The 18,742-nt window shown below is 42.4% G+C and carries 14 protein-coding genes; 3 read left to right on the forward strand and 11 right to left on the reverse strand.

The window, feature by feature from the left end; genetic code table 11:
* Window positions 1-19: 19 nt before the first annotated feature.
* Both INT32_RS16395 and INT32_RS16400 read right to left on the reverse strand, forming a co-directional pair.
* The gene (locus INT32_RS16395; protein ID WP_193089796.1) at window positions 20-1,972 is read right to left on the reverse strand and encodes a glycosyltransferase; all 1,953 of its coding nucleotides are present in this window, start codon (window positions 1,970-1,972) and stop codon (window positions 20-22) included.
* Between the two features lie 3 nt (window positions 1,973-1,975).
* Window positions 1,976-2,704: a hypothetical protein gene (locus tag INT32_RS16400; RefSeq protein WP_193089797.1), complete on the reverse strand. Its 729-nt coding sequence runs from the start codon at window positions 2,702-2,704 to the stop codon at window positions 1,976-1,978.
* Window positions 2,705-3,026: 322 nt separating this feature from the next.
* Between INT32_RS16400 and INT32_RS16405 the strand changes: the two genes are divergently transcribed.
* Window positions 3,027-4,079, forward strand: a complete 1,053-nt coding sequence (locus tag INT32_RS16405) for a hypothetical protein (protein ID WP_193089798.1) — start codon at window positions 3,027-3,029, stop codon at window positions 4,077-4,079.
* A 378-nt stretch (window positions 4,080-4,457) separates the two neighbouring features.
* Entirely contained in the window at window positions 4,458-4,838 is a 381-nt protein-coding gene (locus INT32_RS16410) for a hypothetical protein (RefSeq protein WP_193089799.1), read from the forward strand.
* A 755-nt stretch (window positions 4,839-5,593) separates the two neighbouring features.
* Here INT32_RS16410 and INT32_RS16415 read toward each other — a convergent pair.
* Entirely contained in the window at window positions 5,594-6,586 is a 993-nt protein-coding gene (locus INT32_RS16415) for a hypothetical protein (protein ID WP_193089800.1), read from the reverse strand.
* Between the two features lie 961 nt (window positions 6,587-7,547).
* Between INT32_RS16415 and INT32_RS16420 the strand changes: the two genes are divergently transcribed.
* Window positions 7,548-8,753: a glycoside hydrolase family 5 protein gene (locus INT32_RS16420; RefSeq protein ID WP_193089801.1), complete on the forward strand. Its 1,206-nt coding sequence runs from the start codon at window positions 7,548-7,550 to the stop codon at window positions 8,751-8,753.
* 67 nt (window positions 8,754-8,820) lie between these two features.
* On the opposite strand, the gene INT32_RS22410 is transcribed toward INT32_RS16420, so the two are convergent.
* The 8 genes from INT32_RS22410 to INT32_RS16460 form a co-directional block, all read right to left on the reverse strand.
* The gene (locus INT32_RS22410; protein WP_226817190.1) at window positions 8,821-8,937 is read right to left on the reverse strand and encodes an integrase core domain-containing protein; all 117 of its coding nucleotides are present in this window, start codon (window positions 8,935-8,937) and stop codon (window positions 8,821-8,823) included.
* A 451-nt stretch (window positions 8,938-9,388) separates the two neighbouring features.
* Entirely contained in the window at window positions 9,389-10,405 is a 1,017-nt protein-coding gene (gene galE, locus INT32_RS16430) for a UDP-glucose 4-epimerase GalE (protein WP_193089803.1), read from the reverse strand.
* Window positions 10,406-10,481: 76 nt separating this feature from the next.
* Window positions 10,482-13,679, reverse strand: a complete 3,198-nt coding sequence (locus INT32_RS16435; protein WP_193089804.1) for a beta-1,6-N-acetylglucosaminyltransferase — start codon at window positions 13,677-13,679, stop codon at window positions 10,482-10,484.
* 3 nt (window positions 13,680-13,682) lie between these two features.
* A complete protein-coding gene (locus tag INT32_RS16440; protein WP_193089805.1) occupies window positions 13,683-14,702 on the reverse strand; it encodes a glycosyltransferase family 2 protein in 1,020 nt (339 codons plus the stop codon).
* 102 nt (window positions 14,703-14,804) lie between these two features.
* A complete protein-coding gene (locus tag INT32_RS16445; RefSeq protein ID WP_193089806.1) occupies window positions 14,805-15,968 on the reverse strand; it encodes a polysaccharide pyruvyl transferase family protein in 1,164 nt (387 codons plus the stop codon).
* Between the two features lie 40 nt (window positions 15,969-16,008).
* Complete coding sequence (locus INT32_RS16450; protein WP_193089807.1) at window positions 16,009-16,860, reverse strand: sulfotransferase; 852 nt, start codon at window positions 16,858-16,860, stop codon at window positions 16,009-16,011.
* Window positions 16,861-16,932: 72 nt separating this feature from the next.
* Complete coding sequence (locus INT32_RS22415) at window positions 16,933-17,760, reverse strand: beta-1,6-N-acetylglucosaminyltransferase (RefSeq protein WP_193089808.1); 828 nt, start codon at window positions 17,758-17,760, stop codon at window positions 16,933-16,935.
* A 6-nt stretch (window positions 17,761-17,766) separates the two neighbouring features.
* Window positions 17,767-18,720: a glycosyltransferase gene (locus INT32_RS16460; protein WP_193089809.1), complete on the reverse strand. Its 954-nt coding sequence runs from the start codon at window positions 18,718-18,720 to the stop codon at window positions 17,767-17,769.
* Window positions 18,721-18,742: the final 22 nt, after the last annotated feature.

An 18,742-nucleotide genomic window follows, 5' to 3' on the forward strand; every position in this document is an offset into this window, starting at 1 on the left:
CCCACTTGTTAGTTAACAACTACTCGATACGTTGACGAGCATAGAAGGCCTGCACAACCAATTGGTCCTGCCCTGCCTTATAATTGCCACAATTGAGCAATACATCGCGAATCATCACGTGTCCTCCTATCACGGCTCCTTCCTCCGGCACGTTATTCTGAAAGGTGTTGATTAAAAACCTTGGCACCCAGATATGCCTATATCCCCTCCTGGAAAAAGCCAGCCAGAATGCCCAGGCAAGGTCTTCACAATTGCGTCTCATTACATCAAACCCGATTTCAGATGCAACCTTTGTCTCGATCAATGCGGTCAGCACCATATCATTTCGTAAAAAATGAACATGATCACCCATAAATTGACTGAGCACTTTTCCAGCGTTTACACCATACCTATATTGACTTGGCAACACCGCCTGCGGAATCATCACCGATGTGTTATATGCACGCAGCATTTCAACCAGAAAATTAGGTGCAAGGATGGTGCGCTCATCCAAAAAAACACATAATTTGGTTTTGGTCTTTTGAAGAAGCATCTTGAACAGAGCCGCTCTTCCAACAAGCGGCTGCTCCAGCAATGTGCAATGGGGTAGGCGAAGCCGGATATATCCCTGCACAGTCTCACTAATTGAGCCCTGATCGAAACAGATCAACACATGTTGCGCCTTCATTGTTTGCGCACATATTGCGTCGATAACCGCCTGTATATTGCCGGCCTCTGTAACTGAAACCAGAAAGCTTACGTCATGCGCCACGGCACGGCGTCGGGCAAATTTCAGAGCATATTTTTTCTTTTTCTTTCTGGCGGCGTCATACAAAGTACCAACGCTTTGCGCGATGCGTGAAGGATCAAGTTCTTCCTGGTTATACTGCTGCAAACGTTCAACTATGTCAGATGCGTTCTGAGCAATAGAATTCACCGTTCGCTGCCATTGCCTGACATCGGGCTCTTTTTTATCGAGAATATAATGCTTTAAATCAGGGGGAAAAAAGGATTCCATCGGCGTACCTGACATCACGATTGGCAGCACACCTCGATCTATGGCCTCAAGACACGCGAAACTGAACGTTTCAGCAGCCCCCAAAACCGGGAAAAAACTCCCTGCCTGCAAGCGTGCCAGCGCCTCATCTCTTGACAGCTCCCCCATGAATTTAACCTTGCCGCGCAATGTGGGCATCAACCGCTCAAGAATATACTCACGTGGATCTGCTCGAAACGGAATACGATCTTCTTTGCCAATAAAGAGCACTTCATCCAGCTCCGTTGAGCTATTCATTAAGTTGGCCAGCAAAATCAGCTTATCCACACCCTTCGATAGACAAAGTCGCCCAAGAAACTGCATAGACGGATGGACTCTGTCGCAGGGAGTACACATTTGAAATGCATATGGCTCACGCACAACGACGATATTCTCTGTAATGCCGTACCTGTGCAGACGTGAACGTGCCGATACAGAAGGAGTCAATATCAAATCGCTGATACGCAGCTGCTGCCGCTCGCTTGTAAGTTCGTTTTGCGTGTAAACGGACGAGGCAATTTGGTCCGCATCATTATAATCCTCGATGAACCCATGATTGAAGGTAGAGCAGAGGATGTTATGGCTCAAATTGGAAGACTGGATATGCTGAAATGCCCTAAGGGATGGTGCCAGGAAGTCGGCAGACTCAATCACCTCAACTTGCCATTCAATCGCGCAACTTAAAATTTCATCAGATAGTATCGCGGAGACTGCATAATTATATGGCCCTTGCGGAAACCGCCTGTGCACTTGAACACCGTCCAAATAACATATTCGGGTATTTTCGGACTTGAAAGGCCAATAATCATATGTCTCGTTCCTGGGCTGATACGTCCAGGTTAACAGGAACACCTCGTGGCCTGCCCGCTCCATAGCTGAAGCCATATAGCCAATATATGTGCCTATACCCCCTGACGGAAAAATCGGGCTTTCATTTGTGACATATAGAATACGCATTTACTACACTCTGGCGCCGGTCATCATAAAAGAGCTTAGCAGTATGCGATTAAGATCAGAAGTTGCACGGGGTAAATTGATAATGATTCGTGCCCCGATTGCTTCTGCTAAAGGGAGCGATTCGTACTGAGCATCGTCAATATGATAACTAAATGCCAATGGTATACCCAATGCCGGGTACGACTTATGATGATAGTCCTCATGCCTTGAGTCAGGAAAATACAACCGCAAATACATGGAAAAATCCTCTACCAACTCATCCGACGAAGCGCTGAAAGCAGGAACAAAATCCAAAGTTAAATTATTTATTTCCCTTAATGCATCAATAGATACATCTGTCTCCAGCGTGAAATATGTTAGGTCATGCTCTGGATCAATGCTGGGGTAGATCAACAAGCACGAGCTGCCTGCAGTAGGGTCCTCGGCATCAGATTCATCATGGTACGTATCCGTTTTGACCTTACAGCTGAAACCACCCGCATCTAAACTAAAACCAACACATACGCCACGGGTAATTTCTTCGTATGCCTGAACTGCTTGCTCGGTAACCTCAGGAGAAAACCTCGTCAATAATGACTCAAGGGCATTCTCCACCGGACCAGTAAAATCCTGAGCATCGGCATCAAATGGCGCGTTCTGGATATGCTCGTCCATGTACGCACGCATTGTGACCAGCGCTTTTTCCATTGAATAGATTTGACTACGAAAAGCCTGTAAGGCGGCCTTGTCCATGCTTTCTCCCTTGCCACGGCCATTCCATCTACAGATGGAAATGCACCAATTTATATAAATCTGAAGTCTTTTAGTTGCACTTTAATTGCGTTAACCAAAAGGCAGTTATTTTTCGTTAGAAAAGTAACATGGAATATCATTTTAACATCATTAGTTTCCCACCGTTGCCCGACCTAGGCTTGGCAAACACGGGCACCGTTACACATATCACAATTGAAAGATGCAATGGATGGCGAAAATTCGTCAAACACGATAGAATTATCAAGCCATTAACAATTGAACCTTATATCTTTTAATGTTTTTTAAACTAATAAAAGACCAATTGAAGTCAAAAAATGTCATCTCCAAAATTCTCGCGGAAACCGAGGATTATCGAATTACGCTCCACGATATCGGCAGCAAGACTACTATAATCACATTTGGCTATTGGGGCAGCGGAATCAGCCAGAAAGGCTTTGGCACCGACTTTTGCTTAAAAAATGGCTTTAATAATATCTATGTGTGCTGCAAGGGCGCGCAACGCTTTCAGCACCTGTCGCTGGATACGTTCACCAACACAGTTAAAGACGTATTAAAAAGCAAAGACGTAATCACCTATGGATTATCTCTGGGAGGATACGCTGCCATTTATTACGCAGCCCACATTAATGCCAGGATTGTCGCATTTAGCCCCCGCAACTTAAGCCACCCGGCTACTCCCCGAATCAAACAAACTTTCACTCATACTCAAATCTACGAAAACGCAGTCACAAGACACACCCCGATTATCATAATTGATCCATTTGATCAAACTGACTTCACATTCATCACAAAAGCAATTGCTCCCGCATATAAAAAAATGCACGTCATACACATCGATAATGCCGGGCATAGTTGCTTTGGCGCGATCAAAAGCAGCGGTAAACTAGGACCTTTTCTATTGAATTTATTCGCAGGAAAAGTTGACCAGATAGACGTTGAGAATAAATACAAAGCAGAGTTCCTGGCACAAAAGGCCCAAGCTTATATGCATACCGAAGGGCATGCCGAGCCCTATATTCGAGCACTTATCCAACTGGACCCAAGTAGGCGAACCTTACGACTAGCCAAGGAGTATATCGTGACGAACAGCAAAGCTATAAAACTACCCACTCTTTCCATCAATGAAACTAGAGCGTGCCTGGCCACCCTAGACAATGCCTTTACCGAAAAATCGATGGCTTTTGACATTTTGACAAAAACAGCCGCTGTTCTAGAAGATGCCGGTCAGTTTGAAACGGCATTATCGCTATATCAACTTGCTATTATCAAATGGCCAGAAAGCCAACGGGCGCGCCAAAAGATTGAGTCATTGATGCCAATTGTGAATCTGACCAAACAACAAGAGAACGCTTGAATACATGTCCTGCCAATTTACCAAAATTTCGATACAGACCTGCATACGGCCCCATCAATACAGTAAGCAATTAAAAATATCGAACATCGAACATCGAATACCCAGCACCACGCCAATTGGTATGCCGTACTAGGCCGTCGCTAATGCAACACAACAGGCCTTCGCTATCCATGCGTTAGTGGAACTGGTAGATGCAGGTACCAACGACTCCGAATGATCGTAAACACGTTGGGCTCACGAACAGTTGTTTTTTAGCGAAAGCCCACATTGGGCCCCTTTTTTTGTGACATTTTGATTACAATTTTCTTTTGGTTCAGGTAATCTGTATAAAAAAGTTGCATGCTATCGCTAACGTAAGACTTGGGCACGGAGACAACCATGGAGCACAATGTAACAACAACCTACCTGTTAAGCGGGAAGGGAGATCAGAGAATGGAAACCATTGAGGGCAAGCAACAATCGGTGCCCGCGTGGAACCAATGGTGCTTGGCAATAAATCCAGCTCGCAACACCGATATAATCGCATCGGTCAAATATCAAAATCTCGATTTGTACAATATATTAGTTAACAATCCTGAAAAATCAGAATCTTTTTTTGATGAGCTTGCGTCGGCCCTACTGGCAAAAATACAGAAAGAGCAACGGGACGTTGTAGCCATCGAATTTGAATTCGATGGGTATCCGGTTTGTCTATCCAATCTTATTCCGCCAGGAACGGCCAACGACATAGAACATTATTATTGGTGTGTCGAACGGTAGTTGGTGGACCGCTCTAGAATCGAACATTGACGCTACGATAATGGCAAATTCTTCGCAAGGTCATCCTTCCTGCGTATTACATCATTCAGGCCAAGGTCGCCTAGTTACCAGTTTCTGAATTTTCTCAAAAATCCCCAGGAGTGCGATGCTGCATAAGCCGCAGAGACAATTGCTGGGAAAATGTAGTGATGGAAAGCTTTTTCTCGATACTCAAGCTGGAATGCGTGTATCGGTAATAATTCAAGACCAACGCCGAACTTAAAACGGCTATCGTTGACTATATTTAATGCCTCTACCAACTGTCCCTGCAGGCACTCAGCAAACGTGATCCTAGCTCATGTGGCTATCCAAATAATCGGGGGAACCTTAATCATCCTCATATCACCCTACAAGTAGCCACGTATCTTCAACAAATCTCAGTGAAATTTCTAGACGATATTGAGCGAGCCGTTACAATGCAAACCCTGCTTGAGGGTAAGACCGCCTGAAAATCAAAGGACGTGGTCCAAAAATGATCAGACAGTTATCCGTTTGTCAGATTACGTTTGAGCTAATGTAAATTATCAGTGCCGAAAATTTGACCTTCCCAACTCCTCCGCTGAATCAAGTCACCACACCGGTCGTGCTATTTCATGACTTCGTAGTTGTTAGCTTTAGCATTACTACTCGACATACTAATTAAGTGATTAATTCACCTCCCATGCGCTGACAACTTTTTCAAATGTCCAATCCATTGGAATTCATTGAGTTTGAATCTACTTTTGTGCGATTTTTCTATACTGCTTTATTTTTTTTTCAATAAATGTGCCTTGGCGAATTTGATACGCCAATTCCATTAATTTAAGTGCTTTATGTATATCAATATCCTCTAAAAGACGTGCACTATCCCGCAGCGTATCGGCAAATTTACGCTCAATGGTGATATTTTGTGGACTATTAATTTGCCCCTGGAGAAATTGATTCTTTCTATTCTGGATTATACGACGTCTAGTTTCAGTATGAGTACGAAACTCTTCATTTAACATTTCATCATAATATCTCACGATATTTCTTCTTTTTCTTACACTTTCATGAAATTGAACACAATCAATATCCCCATCGACAAACGCTTGAAATAGTGGGCTCAGTAGCTTCATCGTTTGAAGGTGTGTCGGCGTGCTGTGCCCCACACCAGGAATTTTCAAATGGACAATATTTTTCTTGTATCTAAGTGCGTGTAATCGATCGAGTTTGAAAAGTGGGTCATAGACTACGTATCCCGGGCAGTTCATCTTCGAGCCATCAAATACCCCGTATTTCCAGCTAAGTGAGCGTCCTCCAGGGAAGCGAGTCTCCCATGGCACTAGCCGATCATTTAGAGTCGATATAGGGTTCATGAGAAGCACTCTGTTCATTCTAAGGATATTTGCGAAAGCGCTCACCCCATACCCTCCCATTGAACCACCGTAACCTAGCCGCTCTGGAAAATCAGGAAGATTTGCAGACAGATCTCGCAGAAAAGCTGGAAAAGCTCGTTTTCTATACCAGTTACTGGGACGGCAGGAGGCAAAAGATAAAACGTTCAAACCTTTTCTTTTAACGAACTCAAATCCCCATGGTGAAGGATATTCCGAAATTTTTGCTTCATCAATTAATTCCCCAAGATTAGCAAAGGTAATGACAAGCGGTTTTTTGATATTGCAAAAATGATATTTAAAATACACATTTGCCGCAGAAGACGCTCGGTCGATATTAAATTCAAAGTCCAATCAAATTCCTCGATGAATAATTTCTTTGTTTTCCGCCTTTATATGAAAGCATACAAGAGCAGTTTTCCATTTAAAAATATTATACGAACGAATCTTCGTTAAATTTTGTGCTGTTTTATTGGAATTTGTAATAAGGTTTTAATGAGTTACTGGACGAACTAAGGGTAAACGATCTTTGAAGACAACATCGAGACACTAAAGTCAAAGACCTGTAATTCTGCATCATCAATCCAACGAGAGAGCGCCATCAATTTAAGTATTGTGTATTTGGTAGCTGGAACACTCACAGCACGCAACTCCGCGGTATTGGACGAAATGCGGTAACTAGGCGACTCTGGCACTGTTAATTGGCACACTGATCACCGGTGTTGGTATGCGTGGCATCTACGACCCTTAGGTTTGGCTCCGTCAACCGCTTGAGGTTTACTAGCTCCGATTACATCACGCTGGAGCGTGTGATTCAAACGCTCAAGGAGCAATGCGCCTATCAACATTGGTTGAAAATCCTAATTCAGATTCTGCATTGGCCGCTAAAGTTAAGCGGAGAACGCTGGGACATTACAGAAACGCTGGGGACCTTACGCCAACCCCCAGCGGAGCGCGAAAAATTTCTCAGCAGTACGTCTAAGGTTGGAGAAAACCTGTCACTAATCCAGCCGAAGCTGATAGCATTCATATCGATGAATCAATGATGAGGCATGCATTCTGGAGTGCTTATGTAATTCACTCCCTATTTATCCATATGTATTTTTTCTTGGATAAGAAAAATTATCCTATTCAAATTGCTGCTACTATTAACCGTACTGCGACCCAAAGATGTTACCTCAAAGTACTGGTGAAACTCGGTTGCGTTATTACTCAATTTATTACAAACGCCGTGCATCATTCAGAGTGACAATAAGTCCAAGCGATATTGGTTTAAGGTACTGACTGTCTGACAATCGTGGCATAAGGAAAAACAATGCTTAATATGACTAGCGAATTAAAACGCCTCTCTATGTTTGGCCCCACGGCGTTGTTGCTCGCTCTGGTATGTGCTCAGCTCAGTTTAGTAAATAGCGCCCAAGCAACCTCATGTGTAAGTAGCAATGGCAGTTTACGATCTGATGCAGCACCAAAGAAAGAGAAACAGATAAAGTGCCCGTCTCCCGTCTATAAGCACTTTACCACTGGGTTGGTTGAATTGCGTAATGGGAAGGTGCTTTTGCGGGATGGCGAAGAGTGGTATCCCAAAGGGATGACTTTTTTTGGTCGCCTTATTCCTAAGGGGCATAAATCAGACGCCAGCACTATGTACGCACAACGTAATTTCGGACAAAAATATATGGATGCCCTAAAGTGGATGGGAGGTGACACTGTTCGATTGCAAATTGGTATGCCTTTTCTCGATCCGAAGTCATCTCATTTCACTTCTAGTTATCTTCAGGAAGTCATAGATGCTGTCAGTTTGGCTAGACGAAATGGGATGACGGTAATTTTGTCGATGCAGTGGCAAGAGCGAGTAAATGTGCCCGACGTAGAGAAAAGAATGCCAGGCCAATCGGCCTTACGAGCCTGGGAGTACATTGCCCCACAATTTTCGTCAGACAGCGGTGTTCTTTATGAGCTCTTTAATGAGCCTGTAACACCAGTTAATCCTTCTCGCGCTGAATGGCTGAAGTGGCAAAATGGCCACCAAGCAATTGTGAATATGATCCGTGAGAAAGGCATCCACAATGTATTGATTATCGAAGGCCCAACGATGGGGAAACTTCTAAGCGAAAAATACCCCATTAAAGATACCGTTAGACAAACCGCTTATGGCATTCATCCGCGCCTGCGCGCTTACCTCAATACTCCTGAAGAGTGGGATGAGCGTTTTGGCAACTTTGCCAATTCACATGCTGTAATTGCAACAGAATGGGGGCATAGAGGCAGCACGTGTAAAACAGCAAATAGCGACAGAGCGAAGGAGTTTATCAAGTACTTAGAGAAGAAAAACATTGGCTTAATTGGATGGGGAATGGAGACGAAAAGTAGCACTATCCCAAAAATTTTAGGCAATGGACGCTATCAAGTTTCCAGCTATAAAGATCTTGATTGCAACGATAGAAATGCAGGTCCTGGTGATGATATGCGCCAGCTATTTCAAAGGAAAACAAATAGACAAGCACAAATTACAGAATAAAATATGATCCCGGGCACGCTAAACTGCTCTCCAAAAGCGTGTAATGCCCCAACGTTTTCTGCTCAACTTACGCGGCCAGTGTAAATGTAGCAGCCGGGATTGTCATACTCAACACCTGGTGTGGGCGTCGGTAATTGTAAAAGCGTATCCAGTCACCGATAACACGACTGGCATGCGGCAGCATTTCGAAGCGAAGGCGATGGGGCACATTGCTCCTTGAACATTCGAATCAAGCGTTCCACCGTGCCATTTTTCTGAGGGCAATGTGGCGTGATGAATTCCTGTCGAAGGCCTTAACTGCGAACCAACGCTATGTATCTGAAGGGTGAATATCAGCCCATTATCGGATCGAAGCGGAAACGGCACGAGCACTCGCCCCAGTGCACTGCTGGCAGTCATGGCCTTAGTGGCTACGAGAGGCTGCGAGACCAGATGCTATCCAACCCAGATACGGCACAGATCTGTAGGACACCGCTCTTTGGGGTGCAGGCCACTTGAGGGTAAGGCCTGAATGCGGGGCCTGAAGCCAATGGCCCGTTTCTTGATCTGCCAGCCTCTGGTCTCTTCTTGCGCGGTCATACTCATCGTGAATTTATCCTATTATCACATGAGCAGTTTTTTACTGGGTAGTTACATTAATGAGGGTTATAGCCACTCGGGTTTTTTAATTGCCAGTTCCAAGCATCACTTAGCATCTTCTCAAGATCGAACTCAGCATACCAAGACAACTCGTTTTTGGCCTTTGTCGCATCCGCCCAGAATGCCGGTAAATCACCTGGCCTACGCGGAGAGATTTGGTATGGCACTTTCTGCCCGGTAATTTGCTCAAATGCCGCCACCATTTCAAGAACCGAAACTCCTTTTCCCGTACCCAGATTGAAAATTGATATCCCGCCTTGCTGCAGAGCATTTAGGGCTTTGATATGCCCGCGTGCTAAGTCCACCACATGCAAGTAATCTCGAACACAACTACCGTCCGTTGTCGGATAATCATCACCAAAAACAGAGAGGACCGAACGTTTACCGATGGCTACTTGTGTAATAAATGGAAGAAGGTTATTAGGTATACCTTTTGGATCTTCGCCAATTAATCCAGTTGGGTGTGCTCCAATAGGATTGAAATATCGCAGCAATGCGATTTTCCAACGTCCATCTGCTTTTGCCAAATCGGTAAGAATTTGCTCGACCATGGCTTTAGATGTTCCATATGGATTATTTGTTGTACCCCGCGCTTGCGTTTCAATATAAGGGACAGCCGCTTCCTCACCATATACCGTGGCAGAAGAACTGAACACCAGCCGGAATACATCTGCTGCACTCATTGCCTCGCATAGGACCAGCGTGCCATGCACATTGTTCTGATAATAAGTGAGTGGTTCGTCAACGCTTTGCCCAACAGCCTTTAGCCCAGCAAAGTGGATCACTCCATCTATCTTATGTTTGGCAAATACCCTATCAAGAAGCGCTCTGTCCTGCACATCACCGTGTACAAATATCGGCTTTTTACCCACTATTTGTTCAATACGATCAATGGATATTGCATTGGAATTACATAAATTATCTAAGACTACAACATCATTTCCAGAGCCAAGAAGCTCCACAACGGTGTGAGAGCCAATGTACCCAGCTCCACCGGTTACTAACCATCTCATATTCCACTTACTCCGTACAATTCGAGATCAATTTAATGTCCCATATCAATTAAATTAATGGTAAGAAAATGCATCCTTAACTGGCTTGCAAAAAACCAGCACTAGAAGGCGCTTCTTGAGAAAAATGGAATACATCAGCCAGTGCCTTTGCAACAATACTTTGATCGGAACTTGGGATTCTGATGAGATGACAATGCCTATCCCGCAACATAGAGTTTAATCGAACTGAATCACGTTTATCTTCTTCTTGATAAATTCTGTATTTGTACTCAGAATCAACTAAATCAATAACCCTCGCCTTTGAATCCACAACAATTAAAGCTAAATTCGATTTCCAACGAAGAACTTCCAGAAATGACTGGAAACGAAGATCTAATGTAAATATAAGCTTCTTACCTGCATAAGCAGCAGCCAAATCACCCAAATAGTAAGGCCAGACTCTCAAACGCTCTTTCGAGGGAACGACATCAAAAATGTCGTTCAATACCACACAATCATCAGATGCGTTATCCCTTATAAATTTCGACACCGCTTTCCGATCCTCACCGTGCAGGGCAGCGACCACGATCATATCATTAGGTACCTGCTTAATAAATTCATAGTGGTCATGATCAAAACTGGAAAGACTTGGCCAATATGTATCTGCAGAAGCATTTTGCAAATCATAGCAAAAGCCTACGGTCGAAACGATATCACGACGAGCGGATACTTCATCAATAACTTTTTCTTTCACACGAATATAATTGCATTCGGCATCTTTAGCCTTACCTAACCCTACTGAGAGCTTACAGTTGCTGTAGAGATTTCTTAGGCCATCTTGAATATCGGCATGATTTTCATCAAGGGAAATAACTGTCAGATTATCCTTGAATTTGAGAATATCCAAATAGGCGATGTCTTGATCATCGTCCAGAATGAAAATCAGAGTTTTATTCTTTTCCTTGTGAGCAAATTGACCGACTCGAATGTACCAGGGTATATCCATCAACGAAATAATATCGGACGACATTGTCGTCGCACCATTTTTGGCAAATGCCGTAGGTGATTCAATCAAATTGCCACAAAGCGCTGCATCAGGCAAATTACCAAACCATCGAGGAACACTTTCCTGCTGCGCCTTTGTATACGCATAGACGACCACAATAGGATTAATGATCGATTTTACATAATTTTTTTCGTTTCCATAGAAGACCTTAATGAGCACATCTTCCAGTTGATGCATTGAGCCCGGATCCACTTGATAATACTGACACAACCGCTCCTGCAAAAGTCGATTAAATTCTGCTTTCGCAACTTCCGTCTGATTGTTGTCGGTCTTGAGCTTAAATACTTCTCCAATATTGGACAAATCACTTTGTTTGATTCTGTCGATTTTCCTTTGTGGTCGATCCTCTTCCGAGTTCATGTACACCAGCGTGATCATCTGGCTCCATCGTAAGACGTCAATATAGTTCAGATCTTTCAAGTCGATGGAAAATACCAATACATCTTCCTGTGTGTCCGAAACAAGATCACTCAAATAATATTGCCAAATATGCCGAAGATCACCTTTCCTAACGGTATTGAAAATATCATGAAATACACGAGCAGATGTCTTTTGTTTGATGTAGTCAATCGCCCTTATGCGTGTCGCCGCATCCGACGAACAAATCACAATCATTCGTTTAGTCAAAGATTTAATCAGATCATATTGATTGGTGTCCGCGTCACTGACACTATACCAATTCTTCCGTTTCCAACCACGCAGCAGGCCCTTGCATAGCGCGTCAACAGAATTCAAACGATGTCCCAATCTTTGGACTGTTTCATTTAAAAGCGTCTCGTTGATTCTGGCAAATTCGCAAACATAGCCTTTGCGCATGAAACGAGAGGTCTGCGCATTGAAGCAAAGTGCATCAAGATATATTTTTTCGTTTTCTGGAGCATCCTCATCCAACAACAACACGGTGGCGTTTTCTTTCCACCGAAATACTTCCAGGAAGCGACGACTTGAATCGTTCAAAGTAAATACAAGTGTCTTCCCTTTGGACCTGAATACCAAAGACCCGATATAGAGCTGCCATTTATGCTGTGCCAGCTTGACGCTATCGGATTTATAACCGGCCACCTGTGGCGTTCCCTCATTAAACGTTATTTGTTCGGGATCCAGTATATCGCCATACACGACAGCATCTGGTAGAGCTGCAAATTTCCGTTTGACGCTTTCTTTCAATTCCTGGTTATTAGAGCAAATAATTACTACTGGATTAGGAATTGATTTGATATAGTCATATTCATTTTCATTGAATGAGACTAGGTTATACCAACGGTTGCTTTCCATCTCCTTAAGCAACTTGATCCGCTCAAACAACTCGACTTTGTATTCGTCACACTCATTATCCAGATAGTCAGCGTACTCATTAGGCAGCATCGCTCCAATACGTTTCAAATGCTCACGCAAAATTGGCGCCCGATGAGAGACCTTGCGTGCAAAAAACAACTCCTCGCCAATAAGTTCTGCCAGGTCATCCTCGTAATACACCCTAGGGATACCCCAACTATTGAACTGATACCGAGTCAACGGTGCCGCATCGATTTCAGTTTTGGGTATCAGATTGCCTACCTGGGTCTGGAAAAAAAGCTCATCAGGAATCCAGCTACGTTTGTAGAACTTGGTCAATTCTGGATGACTATCGATTAAAGTAAGAATTCGCTCAATAGTACTCTTGCGCAAGCACCACCATTGAGACCCCATATGGGGTATCTGACTCAAAGGAAGTTGCCGTTTAACTTTCCATTTTTTTTGGAGTGATATGCCCCAATTGAAGAGCGTGGTCTGGTAACGCCAATTGAAGAAGTGAAACAGCTCCCACCGTTCCTCCTGTATGCCATCGGTGATCCAACGATTGTCGCGAGCGTTGACGACTTCAATATGATCAACCTCATCCTGAGCGAGATGCTGCTCCAGCAGCTTGATCGGTTTGACAGGCATGCAAGAGCCTGAGATCAACATGAGATAATCGCAGTTGTAATTTTTTTCACGAGCAAGGTACAAACAGTTGAGAGTGGCCTGAATGATTGACCACTCCCCCCAAACGACTTTTACGCGTTTAGCAAAATAAATTTTTCCAGGTAGAGCATCGAGCCCCCAATGACTGCATGCGTCCTCCAAACTATGAGAGGATCTTGCGTCATGATGAGCGAATATATCTGACCCGGCAGATAACACTGATTCAATCAACGGTTTAAGGGATTCCGGCGCCTCATGTGCCACCAATACAAAAGAAACTTTCACTGATCACCACTCCCCGATGTTAACTAAACCCAGTTTTGCCAAAGTCCTCCAATTTTCGTACTTTACAGAGATACTTGCATCGTATAGATGCGACTTCTCTTGAATGATTTTGTTATATTTTTTATACTCAGCGGAATCATTGTAATGCTGTTTTGCAGCGATCTCTTCAACTACCTTGTCCTTCAACTGACTAATAAACTTGAAGTGTAAAATAGCACCAGATGTTTTTCTACTGAAATAACCTTCGTTTAGCTTGCGCGGTATAGCCATGTGCATGGAGGAAACATAAAAATAATGGCGTTTCCATTTAACCAGCGGCACTTTATTCAAAGCAGGTGCGTTTTCCGGATTATCTTTAAAGAACACTCTACGCCGCACCCCCCCCTGCACAAACAAATTCTTATATTCCTTGCTATACGCTTTCACATATCCAGTGGAATCGAAATAAGAACAAGCATTGATTGGATTTGTCCCTTCCGTGTAGAAACTTTCTTCTACTGCTTTGTCTCCATACATATCCACCATTGTAGTAAAAAAAGCGGATTCACGTATGGATGACAGAAACTCAGTCAAATCACGCAAATCACGAGTCTCAATGTACGGATACACTAAAAATTCATCGGGATCACAAGTGATACACCAGTGACCAGCGCCATACTTATATAGAAGATAGTTTGCCCAATGCATACCAAAATTGGAGGCTTTATATCCTGCCGAAGTAAAGAATGTTGTTACATCATTTTGTGCCTGAGTGACATCATCAAAATTATCAGTTGAGCCGTTATCGACGAAAATAAAATGATCAACACCCAAGTTCCGGTAGTACTCAAGAAAATAACTTAATCTATGCGCTTCGTTCTTCATCACTGCAAATAGAAGAATATCGTTCGGCTTAAATTTCTTTAGATTATTCTGTTTAATACGTAAATCGCGCCCATGTCTGAAGGCAAGATTTCGGTATCTTGCCACTTCCTTGAGCCAGCCCCATTTTTGATTTAGTGCTTTCCGAATTTTCGTCTGCATTTCACGCTCTACCATTAACCAAACACTGAAGGAATTTAGGATTATAGAAGTAGTTATTTCAACTATGATTAAACAAAATTTAAATATTCTTAATCTTATATTTCAATCGTAAAAATTATCTACGAATTGTTTCTTTTGAAGACTCAATATAGCTTCGTTCGCTGCTATCAAAGGTACCTGCGAGCTCTCATTCACATTGAAATTTTCTTCAGAGTAATCAACAAATTTAAAATTTGAGCCACGATCCAAAATAGATTGATGCTTGATATCATAATAGCGAGAATCTTTATTATAGAATCCTTGACAACCTAACCGAGCGAAAACGAAATGGACATGGAAACGGCCAGTAATGACCACATCTTCCTTATTAGCATTTATACCTTTAGAAATCGTCTCGCTGACTGGAAGCAACCGTAAATTTGGGATTTTACTTTCTACCAAATTGAACACATTTTTATCCTCCCACGGATAGCTTTCAAAGAATAATATCTCGTCAAAATGCTCGGAATAAGTACGCAGTGCATTCCAAAAGCTCTCTTGAATGCTACCAACGTTATAGTTTAGAAAAGATAAAAACAAGCGTTTCTTATTATCATTCCGGGATTTTATAATCTTATTTAACGGCAGCAGATAGCAGTCATCTAATCCAAATATGAACTTATCGCACTGAAGCGTATTTGAAAGCAAACGAAAATTATCGACATCCCGTAGCTCAAACCAGCTAAACCTAGAGAAAATCTCTTTAAATAAGGATCTTTGTTTAGACGGTGAGGTCTCAACGGGGCCGAAGCCAATACCTGTCGCAATTATTTTTGTCCCGAAATGTTTATTAAGTGCCGCAGCAAATCCTATATAAAATCCTTTCTCCGGATCCCAATTATTAAGGTAACCGCCACCATGCAAATGCACACTTTCAGCACGTTCAAATACCGTCAGATCAATATCCTTATATAGCTTGAATCCTCCTCTCTCGATGAATCGATAACCCCTTACAATTTGCGACCAAAACGAGGTTTTCTTTGGAACATTCTTTGCGATTTTTACTAAATCCTGTCTGAAAATCAACTCAACAATTTCGTTACCGCTGCCATGCAATTTACTCATATTTGCAGCATTGTTTTCGTAGAAATGGAGTTTAACGTTAAGATTTCTATGCTCAAAATATTTAATCCAAGCATGGACAATTAGTTCATCACCATAGTTAGGCGCACCAGCCCCTCCAAGCAACACAAATTCTCTGATATTTACTTTGTTATCTGCAATCATAAATGACCTAACTTAAACTAACATAATGTTGATTTTTATTTTAGACTCTGGAGTTAAAACTCGCGCTGAACCTTGTTTTTAAATATTCGAATTCGCCAGTCATCATGCGCTGCAACTCTGCATCTACAATCCCAGGAATCGATGTTTCGCTACCTTTGTGTACTACTTTAGATAATCCTTCGTAGCTTGAAAATTTTGGCAGCCCAAGAAACTCTTCAATTTCTGACATAAGGCGTTGAGGCTCAGACTGTATATCGTCAAAGGGAATGTACAAAATGTTCTCTCCTTCAGTAAAATACTTATCCCATTGAGGAACAAAAACTGAATAGTTACCGCGATCCATTATGGATGGGTTATTGAGATTTTCTACAAAGACCTCGTCAGTTACGCTTTCCCCTTTCACTAATGAACCGTTACGAACCATATTCATTTTCAGCTGTGACCAGGCTCTGGCCACTGGATTACGTATGATGTAGATAATTTTTACGTCAGGGATTAGTTCTAACAGATACTTAATTCCATCCTCGCCTATCGTACTATACTCTGGTGTAATTTCACCACGGACCGACCCATGAGGAGCATACGAAAAAATTTTTTTATACCAGCCCTCTGAAACACCCTCTGGGTAGGTTGCTAATTCCGATAAATAGTGAATCCGCTTCCAGTCAATCTTCTTGTTTTTATCACCAACAAGTTTAAATAGTTCCCGCTTGAGCACTGCATTGATATGATGCCCAATCCACTTTCGAAAATCTTCTCGAAATAAATAATCAAAAAAATGTACCTCTTTCATTGGAGGCATCCATATCGATGGATGTTTTCTTAATTGTGCATCAAGCCATGTCGTTCCAGCTTTTTGAGCGCCGATACATATAAAACTAGGTAAACTCATTCTCTATTCCGCCTTAATTAAATTAATACTTTCTTCCAATTGATTCATTTCAAACCCAGCATCATAACAGTCTCAACGATACTTACGTACAAAAAAATGAGTAGTTTTCATTTCATCAGTGATATCACAATTCGTAAAACATTTTGGCTTCCCTGTCGAATCAAATTCATAATAGGTTAGACTTCTATTGGCGATGTTGTTGTGATGACAGAGGTGGTAAACTAAAGTCTGAAAAAAACATTCATCTGGAATCCAGACCGTACGGAAAAATTTAACAACTCCTTGTCTTTCTTCAATGAAATCTATTAGCCTTAATATCGTCGCCCTAGACAAACACCACCACTGAGAACCAAATTTAATCTCGAAGCCATCTAAAATATTCCGCCGTAATAACAGTTTTTTTTGTATCAAATAGCACAAACGAAATAGCTTTGGGTTACGCCGCTTTGAAAAAAAATGTCGATACCGATATCGATCCTCTCTGATTCCATCAAAAATCCAAGTCGTATCCTGACATTCGATAAATTCTTTGTTCGCATTACTGTATAAAAAATGTTTCAATTCAGATAGTGGTCTAATAGGAAAGCAACTTCCACTCAATAAATAACAGTGAGTAAAATTAAACGAACGAGATGTCAAGAACCGCAATGCATTCAAAACAGCTTGCACGAGACCGAACGTTCCCCAATAGCCATTTACTCGCTCCTCGCTTTTCAATGTATGACATCGTGGAAAGTCATTGAACTTCGATAACAATAAATTATAATCAGCAGGATCACTTTGGTTATCATAATGAATAATTATTTCAGCGCTATCATCGGCTTCAAGAATTGTATCGACTAGCGAAAAAATAGATTCGAGCGGGCCGTGACACATTAGAATGTATATAATCTTAACCATGACGGTTTACTCTTGCGACATCAGAGACTTTAATTTAGCAAAATTCCTTTCATGTTGGTAATAATCTGATTCCTTACGTTTGGGGTGGAAAAGATGGACCAATACACAGCCCGACTTAACACATTCTTCACCATAGAGTGCAAAGAACGCTCTGAAGCCACGGTATTCGATTATTTTTCCACTACCCGTATTTACCGAGTAATCAACGGGTCTTTTTGCAATGAGGTAGTTTGAAGAAAGTCTATGTAGCAGCTCAAAATCCTCTGCTCCATGCCCATCATAGCTTTCATCGTGCCCACCGATTTCTAAAAAATACTTTTTATAAACAACAATGCACGAACTTCCCTGTACAAGAAACTTCACACCACCACCTTGCTCCGCCTCTTCATAGAACGCCCAATTGGTCGATTGAGGCGACGATTGGAGGTATCTGATATAGCGCTTCGTGCCCTGTTCGGTTAAAAAAGCAACTGGAATACAAAAGAAATGCTGCTTATTATCAGGAGATAGCTTATCCCGGAGAATATCTGCAATTTGCAGATACGTTTCAGCTGTACCCAAGAAATCCAGATCGTGAAAAAGAATAATTTCAGATGTCGATTGGCGTGCACCGCTGTTGCGCGCACGCGCCAGAGAGAATCGTCGCTTGCGAGTAGGTAGATAAAGATATTGACTATTTGGTCGGATCATTGCGAAACGACAAATCTCCTTTTGCCAACGCTTAGCGCTTCCATCGTCAACAACAACAACTTCGAAACAGCTTGGTATCAATGATAAGAGACGTTCAAGACGCACTAACGCCTCTCTTGCTTGATGATTGACACGAATAGGAACAATAATGGCAGCAACCGGTGTTGCTAAGTTCTCAGCAGCCGGGGATGCGCGTGTTAATAGACCTTCGTTTACATCCTGTTTACTATGCAAAAAAACACGTGCAATACGCTGGAATATTCTATTCAAAATGAATACCATTAATACTTTT

It is taken from the genome of Advenella sp. FME57 (assembly GCF_014897675.1).
Classification (GTDB): Bacteria; Pseudomonadota; Gammaproteobacteria; order Burkholderiales; family Burkholderiaceae_B; genus Advenella.